Origin of the sequence: Collinsella sp. Sow4_D11 (assembly GCF_052116465.1) — a bacterium.
Lineage (GTDB): Bacteria > Actinomycetota > Coriobacteriia > Coriobacteriales > Coriobacteriaceae > Collinsella.
In genome coordinates this window covers 19,292-32,360 of sequence record NZ_JBQKLA010000004.1, presented here as the reverse complement: position 1 = coordinate 32,360, position 13,069 = coordinate 19,292, and the positions used below count along the sequence as shown (strand labels likewise).

At 58.4% G+C, this 13,069-nt stretch carries 9 protein-coding genes; 4 read left to right on the top strand and 5 right to left on the bottom strand.

Features of this window, described 5'->3' with window-relative positions; translation table 11 throughout:
• The first annotated feature begins 71 nt into the window (after positions 1-71).
• The gene (gene murB / locus ACTQ40_RS02795) at positions 72-1,034 is read left to right on the top strand and encodes a UDP-N-acetylmuramate dehydrogenase (protein WP_441563332.1); all 963 of its coding nucleotides are present in this window, start codon (positions 72-74) and stop codon (positions 1,032-1,034) included.
• A gap of 218 nt (positions 1,035-1,252) precedes the next feature.
• On the opposite strand, the gene ACTQ40_RS02790 is transcribed toward murB, so the two are convergent.
• Positions 1,253-2,458 carry a PcsB-like coiled-coil domain-containing protein gene (locus ACTQ40_RS02790; RefSeq protein WP_427719726.1) on the bottom strand — a complete coding sequence of 402 codons (1,206 nt, stop codon included), beginning with the start codon at positions 2,456-2,458 and terminating at the stop codon, positions 1,253-1,255.
• A gap of 266 nt (positions 2,459-2,724) precedes the next feature.
• On the opposite strand from ACTQ40_RS02790, the gene galE reads away from it, so the two are divergent.
• The 3 genes from galE (at position 2,725) to glgP (ending at position 7,908) form a co-directional block, all read left to right on the top strand.
• The gene (galE, locus tag ACTQ40_RS02785; RefSeq protein WP_427728932.1) at positions 2,725-3,786 is read left to right on the top strand and encodes a UDP-glucose 4-epimerase GalE; all 1,062 of its coding nucleotides are present in this window, start codon (positions 2,725-2,727) and stop codon (positions 3,784-3,786) included.
• A 208-nt stretch (positions 3,787-3,994) separates the two neighbouring features.
• Entirely contained in the window at positions 3,995-5,512 is a 1,518-nt protein-coding gene (malQ, locus tag ACTQ40_RS02780) for a 4-alpha-glucanotransferase (protein WP_441563297.1), read from the top strand.
• A gap of 128 nt (positions 5,513-5,640) precedes the next feature.
• Positions 5,641-7,908, top strand: a complete 2,268-nt coding sequence (gene glgP, locus ACTQ40_RS02775) for a glycogen/starch/alpha-glucan family phosphorylase (protein WP_441563296.1) — start codon at positions 5,641-5,643, stop codon at positions 7,906-7,908.
• A 616-nt stretch (positions 7,909-8,524) separates the two neighbouring features.
• Here the strand turns inward: glgP and ACTQ40_RS02770 are convergent.
• The 4 genes from ACTQ40_RS02770 to ACTQ40_RS02755 all read right to left on the bottom strand — a co-directional run bounded on the left by ACTQ40_RS02770 (position 8,525) and on the right by ACTQ40_RS02755 (position 12,890).
• On the bottom strand, positions 8,525-9,724 hold the full coding sequence (locus ACTQ40_RS02770; RefSeq protein ID WP_427719729.1) for an ABC transporter ATP-binding protein: 1,200 nt from the start codon (positions 9,722-9,724) through the stop codon (positions 8,525-8,527).
• Positions 9,725-9,792: 68 nt separating this feature from the next.
• On the bottom strand, positions 9,793-10,632 hold the full coding sequence (locus ACTQ40_RS02765) for a carbohydrate ABC transporter permease (protein ID WP_154515140.1): 840 nt from the start codon (positions 10,630-10,632) through the stop codon (positions 9,793-9,795).
• The gene (locus ACTQ40_RS02760; protein ID WP_152073297.1) at positions 10,632-11,486 is read right to left on the bottom strand and encodes a carbohydrate ABC transporter permease; all 855 of its coding nucleotides are present in this window, start codon (positions 11,484-11,486) and stop codon (positions 10,632-10,634) included. The genes ACTQ40_RS02765 and ACTQ40_RS02760 overlap by 1 nt, the downstream gene beginning before the upstream one ends.
• 87 nt (positions 11,487-11,573) lie before the next feature.
• On the bottom strand, positions 11,574-12,890 hold the full coding sequence (locus ACTQ40_RS02755; RefSeq protein WP_441563295.1) for an ABC transporter substrate-binding protein: 1,317 nt from the start codon (positions 12,888-12,890) through the stop codon (positions 11,574-11,576).
• Positions 12,891-13,069: the final 179 nt, after the last annotated feature.

The following is a 13,069-nucleotide window of genomic DNA, read 5'->3' as shown; positions in this document are numbered from 1 at the left end:
CACCAAATACGTCCAGGTGGGGTATATTGCAATCGATTGATGACAACGACCACCAAAAGGCGGATATTCGGATGCACGAGAACGACTTTTTTAACGAGGACCTGCTGTGCGCGCTCGCTGGCGTTGCCGGCGAGGACAACGTGTTGATGAGCGAGCCCATGCGCGAGCACACCACGTTTAAGATTGGCGGCCCGGCCGACGTCTTTGTCACGCCCGACACCGAGCAGGGCCTCGTCGCCACGCTCGATACCTGCTATCGCTGCGATCTGCCACTCACCATCATGGGCAACGGCTCCGACCTACTCGTCGGCGACAAGGGCATACGCGGCGTCGTCGTAGCGCTAGGCGAGGGCCTCTCCGACATTACCGTCGACGGCACGCACGTTACGGCAGCAGCCGGTGCGCTGCTTTCGGATGTTGCGGCCGCGGCAGCCGAGGCCTGCCTCACCGGCATGGAGCCCATCTCGGGCATCCCCGGATCGGTCGGCGGCGCCTGCTACATGAACGCCGGCGCCTACGGTGCCTGCATGGCCGACGTGCTGGAGTCTGTACGCGTCTACAAGCCCGCCCGCATGCTCGACGACGGCACCCGCGGTAGCGGCAGCATCATCGAGTTCGATGTCGACGAGCTCAATCTGGGCTATCGCAAGAGCCGCATCGCCGACGACGGCTTCATCGTGCTTTCGGCCACCTTCAATCTCGCCCCGGGTAACGCCGCGATGATCAAGGCCGACATGGACGACTACCGCCAACGCCGCGAGGACAAGCAGCCGCTCGACATGCCGAGTGCCGGCTCCACTTTCAAGCGCCCCGAGGGCCACTTTGCCGGTAAGCTCATCATGGATGCCGGCCTGCGCGGCCATTCCGTCGGCGGCGCCCAGGTGAGCGAAAAACACTGCGGCTTCATCGTCAACGCCGACCACGCCACCGCCGCCGACGTCGACGAACTCATCCGCCACATCCAAGCAACCGTCAAAGACCAATTCGGCGTAGACCTAGAACCCGAAGTCCACCGAGTAGGCGAATTTTTATAAAAAGAAGGCCCCAAAAGGGGCCTTCACTTTCTTTAATTCAGACAACCAGTCCGGTGTGTCGCGCCTTGAGCCCGGAAGGTCCGGGGCTGCGGGCGAGGCATAAGGTTGATCGCGAGTTCCGCACGCAAAGAAGGCCACTTAATGTGGCCTTCGTCTTGCGCAGGACTGCCCGAGCAGGCAACCTTATGCCTCTCGGACTGTCCCGGACCAAGCCGCAGCTACGACAGCGCAATACCGCCAAGCCAGCCCCAGCGCACACCAGAGCCAGTGCCGTAAAAGCTAATGAACGAGTCAAGCGACCTCGACGTGATGGCGCCCTCGTTACTCATAACGATGCCGCCGCCAACATAGATGCCCACGTGTCCGTACAGCAGACCCGGCATACCGGTGCCACTGTGCGACGAGTCGGCCACGATCATGCCCACCTGCAGCGCCGAACGATCGGAGCTGTAGCACCAGGCGTTAAACATGTCGCACGCGTTGCCGCCAAAGTAGCCCACGCCGGCGTTGCGGAAGACGTTGGTGACCCAGGCGGCGCACCAGTTTAGGCCAGGCGAAGGCGTGGAGTAGCATGCGTTGACGACAGCCTGCTGCTTGCCCGAGCCGGCATTCTGTTGCGGATTTCCGGGCGCATACGATCCGCCACCCGAGTTTGAACCACCCGAGTAGGAATTGTTCTTGTTTGCGGCAGCCGCAGCAGCGGCAGCCTTCTTGGCAGCCTCCTCAGCCTGGGCGGCAGCGAGAATCTCGGAATCGCGCTGAGCCATGAGCTCCTTGACATCGTCGGAGAGGCCGTTCAGAACCGTCTGGACCTCTTGCTGCTTGGCCTGCATGTCCTGCATCTGGGCAGTCTGCTGGTCCTTGAGCTTCTCCAAGTCGGCTTTTTGCGACTCGAGCTCGGACTTCTGTGTATCGAGCTCTTTCTGGATGGTCTGGATATCCTCGATGGCGTCGCGGTCGCTCTTGTTGATCTTCTCAACATAGTGCGCATTGGCGACGAGCTCCTCAAACGAGCCCGAGGCGAGCAGCAGCGACAGGATGTTGGTGCCGCCCGACTTATAGTTGGCGGAAACGCGATCGGAAAGATCGCCGCGCTTCTTTTTGAGCTCGGCCTTCTTTTCGTCAATCTGCGCCTGCGTGCTGTCAATCTGGCCCTGTACGCTCTCGATATCGTTGAGAGTCTGGGCGTTCTTGTTGGCCAGCGCCGCGTATTCATTTGCGATGCTGTCGAGCTGGGCCTGGACCTCGTCAAGCTGAGCCTGGGCCGCATTGAGCTTGTCGGTGGTTTCCTTGGTGGCCTCCGCAGCATGGGCGCGAGCGGGCAGACCAAAAAGAACGGCTGCAGAAGCGGCGCCGAACAAGGCCTTGAGGGCAGTGCGACGCGAAAGCTCCTGGGAAAGGATGGAATCGCTGTTTGGTGACATATCTACTCCGTTACATGTTTATTTATATGTCGCTCAACTCATACATATTAGCGTACATCGCGCTCGTCCCAACGATTTCCACGAACGGCAGCAAACCGCATGGTCGGCGGCTCGTATGCAAACGTCAAAGTCAAGGTTATGCCCACGCCAAACATTTCCATGAGTACGTTAGCATGTTCGTCTGCTTTTCCTGCCCTGCACGTTTTGGGTGCCCCTGCCTGCGCTATACTCCCTCAGGAAGTGTTCCTGATTCGATAGGAGACTACATGTCCAAAGCACTCGACCCCAAAGACACCTGCGTCCTCGTAACCGGTGGCGCCGGCTTTATCGGCTCGCACACCGTCGTTCAGCTGCTCGAGGGTGGCTACCAGGTCGTCATCGTCGACGACCTCTCCAACTCCAGCGCCGTCGCCGTCGACCGTGTCAAGACCATCGTGGGCGACAAGGCCGCCAAGAACCTCACCTTCTACGAGGCCAACGTGCTCGACCGCGATGCCATGAACAAGATCTTCGATACTCATCAGATCGACCGCGTCATCCACTTCGCCGGCTTTAAGGCCGTCGGCGAGTCGGTGAGCAAGCCCGTCGAGTACTACCACAACAACATCGAGAACACCCTGGTGCTCGTCGACGTTATGCGCAACCATGGCTGCAAGTCCATCATCTTCTCGAGCTCCTCGACCGTCTACGGCGATCCGGATAACCCGCCCGTCACCGAGGAAGACCCCAAGAAGCCTGCGACCAACCCCTATGGCTGGACCAAGTGGATGATTGAGCAGATCCTTATGGACGTTCACACCGCCGATCCCGAGTGGGACGTTGTGCTGCTCCGCTACTTCAATCCCATCGGCGCCCATCCGTCGGGCCTGATCGGCGAGGACCCCAAGGGCATCCCCAACAACCTGGTGCCTTATGTCGCGCAGGTTGCCGTGGGCAAGCTCGAGGCCGTTCAGGTCTTTGGCAACGACTACCCCACCCCCGACGGCACCGGCGTGCGCGATTACATCCATGTGTGCGACCTGGCATCGGGCCATGTGGCCGCTCTCAACTGGATGAACGGCAAGACCGGCGTCGAGATCTTTAACCTGGGCACCGGCACCGGCACCTCGGTGCTCGAGGTTGTCGCCGCCTTCTCCAAGGCCTGCGGCAAAGAGCTGCCCTACGTGATTCGCGAGCGCCGCGCCGGCGACATCGCCGCCAACTGGTGCGACGCTTCCAAGGCCGAGCGCATGATGGGTTGGAAGGCACAGTACGACATCGCGGACATGTGCCGCGACAGCTGGAACTGGCAGAGCCACAACCCCAACGGCTTCGCCGACGCCGAGTAGCAAAAACCTACATACCGTTCTTGCCCCGATCTCACGATGTGAGACCGGGGCTTTTTTCATGGCATGTAACCATTCGCCGAAAATCGACCAACTTTTTTATCTTGCCTATACATGTTTAAACAACATGTATACAATAGGTGTATCGAATCAGAACATCGGAGGCGGACTGCAGACCCATCGGCAGGCCGACCCCACAACAAGAAGGTTGGTGAGCGCATTCATGGAGCGTGCAAGCGGCGTCCTCATGCCCGTCTCATCTCTGCCCGGACCATACGGAATCGGCGGCTTTGGCTGGAATGCCTACGACTTCGTCGATTTTCTCGCCTCGTGCAAACAACATTACTGGCAAATCCTGCCCCTTACGACGACCAGCTATGGCGATTCGCCCTATCAGTCGTTCTCGGCCCGCGCAGGCAACCCCAACTTGATCGACTTTGCCGAGCTTATCGAAGCCGGCTATCTGGAGCAGCGTGACATCGACGGCGTCTTCCTTGGTTCCGACCCCAGCAACGTCGACTACGGTGCCATCTTTGTTGGCCGCCGTCAGATTCTCGATCGAGCCGCTGAGCGCTTTGCTGCCGACAAGCCGGCCGATTTCGACGACTTTATCCAGGCAAACGAGGACTGGCTCATTCCCTACTGCGAGTTTATGACCGTGAAGGAGGAGTGCGGACTCAAAGCCTTTTGGGAGTGGCCCGAGGAGCTCCGCCGCCGCGGCGAGGCATCCGCCAAGGTCTGCGCCACCCATCCCGAGCGCATGCTCTACCACCAGATGACGCAGTATTTCTTCGATCGCCAGTGGAGCCGCCTCAAGGCCTATGCCAACGAGCACGACATCCTGATCATCGGCGACCTGCCCATCTACGTCTCGCGCGACTCCGTCGAGATGTGGGCCACGCCCGAGCTCTTTAAGATCGACGCCGCCGGCAATCCCGTCAGCGTCGCGGGAACGCCGCCTGATCAGTTCTCGGCCACCGGCCAGTACTGGGGCAACCCCATCTATGACTGGGATGCCATGGAAGCAGACGGCTTCTCCTGGTGGGAGGACCGCGTCCGTGCTGCCCTCGACATGTACGATATCATCCGTCTGGACCACTTCCGCGGCTTTGAAGCCTTTTGGGAGGTGCCGTTCTCCTCTCCCGATTCGTCATATGGTTCATGGACGCAGGGACCCGGCCTCAAGCTCTTCAAGGTGCTCGAGGAAAAGCTCGGCACGCTTCCCATCATTGCCGAAGACCTGGGCTTTCTTACCCCCGGCGTCATCGACATGCGCGACACCACGGGCTTCCCCGGCATGAAGATTCTGCAGTTCGCTTTTGAAGGCACCAACTCGTACTACCTGCCGCACAACTACATTGCCAACACCGTCGCCTACGTCGGAACGCATGACAACGAAACGGCACGCGGCTGGTATGAGGGAACGGCCACCCCGCGTCAGCGCGAGCAGGCGGCCCTGTATACCCACCAGCAGGCAGGCGAGTCCATGGCCGACGCGCTCAACCGCACCATCGCCGCCAGCGTGAGCGATACCTGTATCTACACCATGCAGGACCTGCTCAATCTGGGCAACGAGGCGCGCATTAACACCCCCGCCACCCTGGGCGGTAACTGGACGTGGCGCATGCTTGATGGCGCCATCACCCGCGAACTCGAGCGCAAGCTCACCGACTGGACCGAGACCTACTTCCGTATCCCGTCGGAAGCCGAAATCGAGCTTCCCCAATAGGAGCCACCGCGCCCGACCCCACCCCACCGTGTGGACGCGACCGCTTTTCCCGCGCGAGGCCATCCCAATCCCTCGCGCGGGCTTCTTTTGAATTTCTGACATGTAGTCGACTCACCACAGGAGGAAACATGCCCCGTATAAGCCTCGCAGAACTCGCCGAGCAGTCCTTTGGCACCTCGCTCGAGCAGCTCGATGACCGTCGTATTTATAAGCTGCTGGTCAAGCTCGTGCAGGAGCGCTCTGCCGCCTGTCCGCTCAACAACGGCAAGAAAAAGCTCTACTACATCTCTGCCGAGTTTTTGATCGGCAAGCTGCTCATCAACAATATGATCGACCTCGGCATCTATGACGAGGTTAAGGACCAGCTCGTCGCTGCCGGCCACGACCTCAACAAGATCGAGGAGTTCGAGGTCGAGCCTTCGCTCGGCAACGGCGGCTTGGGTCGCCTGGCCGCATGCTTCCTGGATTCCATTGCCACGCTGGGCCTTACCGGTGACGGCGTGGGCCTCAACTACCATTACGGCCTGTTCCGCCAGCGCTTTGCCGACAACCAGCAGAAGGCCGTCCCCGACGAGTGGCTCGGCGAGCAGGACATCCTGATCGATGACGACCGCTCCTACACCGTTGAGTTCGGTGATTTTGCCGTTACTTCCAAGCTCGTCAACATCGATGTGCCCGGTTATGGCCAGCCCACCAAGAACCGCCTGCGCCTGTTTGACCTGGCAAGTGTCGACGACGGCCTGGTACCCGGCAGCTCCATCGACTTCGACAAGACCGAGATCGCCAAGAACCTCACCCTGTTCCTCTATCCGGATGATTCCGATGAGCAGGGCCGCCTGCTTCGCATCTACCAGGAATACTTCATGGTGAGCAATGCCGCCCAGCTCCTGATCGACGAGGCCGTAGAGCGTGGCAGCAACCTGCACGATCTGGCCGACTACGCCGTGGTTCAGATCAACGACACGCACCCCACCATGGTTATTCCCGAGCTCATCCGCCTACTCACCACCGAGCACGACATCGAGTTTGACGAAGCCGTTACCATCGTACGCTCCATGGTCGCCTACACCAACCACACGATCCTTGCCGAGGCGCTCGAGAAATGGCCGCTCGCCAGCCTGCAGAAGGTCTCCCCCGCCATCGCCGACATCATCGTCAAACTCGATGAGATTGCCAAGGCCGAGCATGGCGACCCGCGCGTCGCCATCATCGACGAGTACGGCACCGTCCACATGGCCCACATGGACATTCACTTTGGCTTCTCCATCAATGGCGTCGCCGCACTCCACACCAAGATCCTGGAGAACACCGAGCTTCACCCGTTCTACGAGATCTATCCCGAAAAGTTCTCCAACAAGACCAACGGCATCACCTTCCGCCGCTGGATCCAGGGAGCCAACCCCGCACTTGCCAGCCTGCTCGACGATGTAATCGGTACCGATTGGCGCAGCACCGGCGACCTGAGCAAGCTCGCCGAATTCGCTGACGACAAGGATGTTCTTGAGCGCCTGGCCGCCACCAAGGTCAAGGCCAAGGCCATCATGCGCCAGTTCATGGCGCTCGAGCAGGGCGTGACCATTCCCTCCAACGCGATCATCGATGTTCAGGTCAAGCGTATCCACGAGTACAAGCGCCAGCAGATGCTCGCGCTCTACATCATCTGGAAGTACCTCGACATCAAGAACGGCAATAGACCTAAGCACCCCGTCACCATCATCTTTGGCGGCAAGGCGGCACCTGCCTACACTATCGCCCAGGACATCATCCATCTGATCCTGACGTTGTCACAGTGGATCGCAAACGATCCCGACGTGGCTCCCTACCTGCAAGTTGTCATGATCGAGAACTATAACGTCACCGCTGCCGAGCGCGTGATTCCCGCCGCCGACATCTCCGAGCAGATCAGCCTGGCCTCCAAGGAGGCGAGCGGCACCTCCAACATGAAGTTCATGCTCAACGGTGCTTTGACCCTGTGCACGCTCGACGGCGCCAATGTCGAGATCGCCGAACTCGTGGGCGACGAGAACATCTACACCTTTGGCGCCTCGTCCAAACAGGTCGAGCAGCTCTACGCCGACGGCAGCTATAACGCCGGCGCGCTCTACCGCAAGCCCGGTATTAAGCTGCTGGTGGACTTTATCACCAACCCCGCCTTTATGGCAACGGGCAATGCCGAGCGTTTGCAGCGTCTGCACGACGACATTAAGGGCAAGGACTGGTTTATGGCCCTGCTCGACATTGAGGAGTACATCCAGACCAAGGAGCGCGTGCTAACAGACTACGAGGACCGGGACACCTGGATGCGCAAGGCGCTAATCAACATCGCCAACGCCGGCACCTTCTCGTCCGACCGCACGATCTCCCAGTACAACGACGAGATTTGGCACCTGAGCTAATTTCGTTTCCTTTACCCATCCTCTTGAAAGCGGAGTCGTGGCAACACGGCTCCGTTTTTTGTGCCGATACGCCGGCCTGTGATTTGTCTCGACCAAATAATCTCGGCCTGTAACACCTAGACGGCAAAACTGGGTCTATCTGTTACAGATCAAGACAAGCAGAATTGTCCCGATGAACTGTCTCGATCTGTAACATCTGGCATCCAAAATTGGCTCTTCCTGTTACAGATCAAGACATACCGGACCTCCCACGGGGGTTTGTCTCAACCTGTAACAGTTAGACCCTGATTGACCTTCCAGATGTTACAGATTGAGACAAACGGAATCGTCCTGCAGCAATATCTCAATCTGTAACATCTAGCAGCTGAAATTCGCCTCTGGTGTTACAGATTTAGATGAAATGGTTAGCTCAGTGGAACCGTCTCGATCTGTAACATCTAACGTCCGGAATCGGCCCTACCTGTTACAGATCAAGACAAACTGACAGATGAACGGCCCCATCACAAAGAAAGGCTCCCCTCTCGCTCAGCGGACGAGAGGGGAGCCTTATATGTGACTACGGCAAAAGGATGGCAAAACCGCAGTCGCCCAAAAGGAGGGCCTGATTGAATCGGGCCTAGATAAGGTTCTTGCCAGAGACCTTATCGAAGAGGTGGGTCGCATTCTTCTCGAACTTGAACCAGATGGGGTCGCCGGCCTTGAGCGAACCCCTGGCCTCGAGGTCGACGACAGGGATGATCAGGACAAACTGGCCGTCGGGAGACGTCACATGAACGTGCTCGGTCGAACCCATGAGCTCGGTGACCTCGATGGTGCCCTGAAGCGCACCCTCCTCGCCCTTGTCGGCAAGCAGAATCTGCTCGGGACGCACGCCGGCCGTGATCTCCTTCATGTCCCCGCCGTCCCAGTTAAGCGCAAGCTGAGCGCAGGTCTCGGGGGCCAGCGCGACATTCATGTCGTCGGTCTTGACGGTAAAGCCCTCGCCCGAGCGCACCAGCTGGGCATCGAAGAAGTTCATCTGCGGCACGCCGATGAAGCCGGCGACAAAGATGTTCGCGGGATGGTTGAAGACCTCCTGCGGCGTGGCGATCTGCTGAACAACGCCGTCCTTCATGACCACGATGCGGTCGCCGAGGGTCATAGCCTCGGTCTGGTCGTGGGTAACATAGATGAATGTACCTTTGATCTCGTGGCGAAGCTTAATGAGCTCGGCACGCATCTGGTTACGAAGCTTGGCGTCCAGGTTGGACAGCGGCTCGTCCATCAGGAATACCTTGGGGTCACGCACGATGGCGCGGCCGATGGCAACGCGCTGACGCTGGCCGCCCGAAAGCGCCTTAGGCTTACGGTCGAGGTACTCGGTGATACCCAAAATCTCGGCAGCGGAGCGAACCTTGCGGTCAATCTCGTCTTTGGGGACCTTCTTGAGCTCAAGCGTAAACGCCATGTTCTCGTACACCGTCATGTTGGGGTACAGAGCGTAGCTCTGGAACACCATGGCAATGTCACGGTCCTTGGGTGCCACGTCGTTGACGCGCTTGCCGTCGATGAGCACGTCGCCCGAGGTAATGTCCTCCAGGCCGGCAACCATGCGCATCGTCGTGGACTTACCGCAGCCAGAGGGACCAACGAGGACGATAAACTCCTGGTCGTGAACAGTGAGGTTGAAGTCCTCTACAGCGAGCACGCCATCCTCGGTAACCTTGAGGTTGTGCTTCTTCTCCTCGGTCTTCTTCTTTTTGCCAAAGAAGCCCTTCTTTTTGGACTCGTTGTTGGGATACACCTTCTGAACATGTTTGAGAACGATCTCGGCCATGTCTCTACCTTTCGATACGCGGCGCCACGCTGAGGGGCGCCGCAGAAACTTGCAAAACAGTTACGGCATCAGCCCTTGACGGCACCTGCCACCACGCCGTCGATGATGTACTTCTGGCAGAGGATGTACATGAGGACGATGGGGACAACGACCATCATGATGCAGGCCATCATGGGGCCGAGCTCGACGTGACCGTAGCCGCCGCGGAAGTACTGGATCAAAATAGGAATGGTCTTGTACTTGGTGGAGTCGAGGGTGAGGTAGGGCAGCAGATAGTCGTTCCAGACCCACATGGTCTCGAGAATGCCGACCGAAAGATAGGTGGGCTTCATGATGGGAAGGACGATCTTAAAGAACACCTGGACCGGGTTGCAGCCGTCGATCATGGCCGCCTCCTCGATCTCGAGCGGGATGTTCTTAACAAAGCCGGCGAACATAAAGACCGCCAGGCCCGCGCCAAATCCAAGGTAAATAAAGCAGATGTTGAACGGCGTGTTGAAGCCGATGCGGTCCGCCAAATTGGACAGCGTGAACATGAGCATCTGGAACGGTACGACCATCGAGAACACGAACAGGTAATAGAAGAAGTTCGAGATCTTGCTGTTGACACGCACCACATACCAAGCGCACATGGAGCAGCACACCAAGATCAGCACGACCGACGTGACCGTGATGATGAGCGAGTACATAAACGCCGAGGCAAAGCCCTGCTCGTTAAGGGCGTGCACGTAGTTTGCAAGGCCGTTGAACGTCTCGGGCGTGAGCAGATCGAATGCCGTGGTGGTGCTGATTGCGGTCCCTTTCTTAAAGGAATTGAGCGCAATCATGAACACGGGGTAAATCCATGCGAGCGACAGGATCGTAAAGAAAATCGAGAGCGCACGGTTGATAGCCTTATCGCGTTTCATTACTGCTGCACCTCCTTGGACCTCGTGGCCTTAAGCTGGATCATGGAAATAGCGACGACCAGGATGCAGAAGATAACCGCCTTGGCCTGACCGATGCCCTGCCATGCGATGCCAGCACGCGAATAGAACGTGTTGTAGATGTTCAGGGCGAGCATCTCGGTGGAGTGCGCCGGGGCGCCACCGGTAAGGGCGAGGTTCTGGTCGAACAGTTTAAAGCCGTTGGTGATGGACAGGAACAGGCAGATGGTGATCGTCGGCATCAGGTTGGGGATCTTAACCTTCCAAAACGTCTGCCATGCCGTAGCGCCGTCGACCTTGGCGGCCTCGATGTAGTCGGACGGAATGGACTGCAGACCGGCGATGTAGATGATCATCATGTAGCCGACCTGCTGCCACAGGGTCAGGATGATAAGGCCCCAGAAGCCAGCAGCAGAGTTAAGGGCGATAAGGTCGGCACCGATGTTGGAGAGCAGGCAGTTGATCAGAATCTGCCAAATGTAGCCCAGCACGATGCCGCCGATCAGGTTAGGCATGAAGAAGATCGTACGGAAGATGTTGGTGCCCTTGAGCGCCTTGCGGGTGAGCGCCTGCGCGATGGCGAGGGCGATCACGTTGATGAGCACCGTCGACAGGAAAGCAAACGCCACCGTAAAGAAGAACGACGTGGCAAACTGCGGATCGGACAGTGCACGCACGTAGTTCTCGATACCGACGAAGTGCGTGTTGTTAATGGTAATAAACTGGCAGAACGAGAGATAGAAACCCTGGATAAAGGGGATCACGAACCCGATCATAAACGCCAGGCACGTGGGCAGCATAAAGAGCGGCCACCAGCGCTTGAGTGCTTTGCCCATAGAAGGGTCCTTTCAATATGCAGGGGGCGGGCAAACCGACGTCTGCCCGCCCCCTGTCGCCAATCAGATAGCTTGGGCAGCAACTGCTTACTCGGAAGCAGCCTTCTCGGTCTTCCAGCCATCGACGAAGGCGTTCTTGACGCCGTCCCACTTGGTGTTATCGGCAGCATAGGCAATCAGAGCCTGCTTGAGGTTCTTCTTCCACTCCTCAGAGGGGATGTAAACGAAGTCCCAAGCGACGGTCTTCTTGCCGTCCTTAGCCATGGCAACAGCCTGCTGCGAGAAGACGTTGGTGGTGTCCTTGGCGCTCTTGAACGGGGCAGTCAGACCCATCTTGTCAGCGATGATGCTGGTGGCAGTGTCAGAAGTGACGCACCAATACATGAAGTCCTCGGTAGCCTTCTGGGCATCCTCGGAAGCCTGGGAGCTCACGCACCAGTAGTTCTCGCCGCCGGAGCACAGGCCCTGGTTCTCCTCGCCGTCGACACCGATGTAGATGGGCATCATGCCAATCTGATCGTCGGTCATACCGGCCTTGATGAGGTCGGCGTAGGCCCAAGAGCCGTTCTGATAGAAGACGGCCTTGCCGGTTGCGAACTCGTTGGAGGCGTCGTCGCCGGTCTTGGAGGCAAGCTGCGAAGGATCGCAGGTGGAGTCGGTGATGTACAGGTCGAAGATCTGCTTAAAGTTGTCGAGATACTCGCCCTTAATCTCGTCATCCTCCTGGTTGTGCTCCTTCTCGAACTCGTAGTAGAGCGGGAGGTTGGCGAGGTGGGTGGTGTAGCGCCAGCTGGAGGAGTCATCCATGCCGGCGGAAGTGAAGGCACCGTCAACGCCAAGCTCGTCCTTGCGGGCCTGAATGTCATCGGCGCAAGCCTTCAGCTTGTCAAAGGAGTTGATGTCCTCGGCCTTGTAGCCAGCCTTCTCGAGCAGCTGCTTGTTGTAGATGATGCCGTAGCTCTCCTGGACCCAGTCGATACCTAGATCCTTGCCGTCGGACTGCAGAGCCAGGGAGTCGTCGACGAGCTCACCGCGGACCTTGGTATCGGACAGGTCGGCGCAGTAGTCCTTCCAGTTCTTAAGACCGGTGGGGCCGTTGACCTGGAACAAGGTCGGAGCGGAGCTCTTGGACATCTCGGACTTAAGCTTCTCCTCGTAGGTGTTGGAGGCGGCGGTCACGATCTTGACCTCGACGCCCTTCTCCTCCTTGTACGCCTTGGCGATCTCCTTCCACTCCTTGTCGACCTCGGGCTTGAATTGGAGGAAGTAGACCTCGGCAGCGTCACCAGAAGCAGAGGAGCCGGAGCCGGCGGAGCCACCGCAGCCCACGAGACCCAGGCCAAAGACCGTGGCCGCGGAGCCAGCGAAGCCCAGGAACTGCCTTCTGCTCATTTCGTTCTTCATTACAATCCACCCTTTCACACCGTGGCGGCACCCTTTGCCGCCACCTTCGGAGATTGGCTCGGGGACTTTGCCCCTTTTTCTGATTTGTACAATACGCTATTTGGACAGTTGTTTGAACAAGTATTACTAGAGCGGTAGAAATACTTCGGTGAACGGTTCTTGATACATTCGTACTTGAC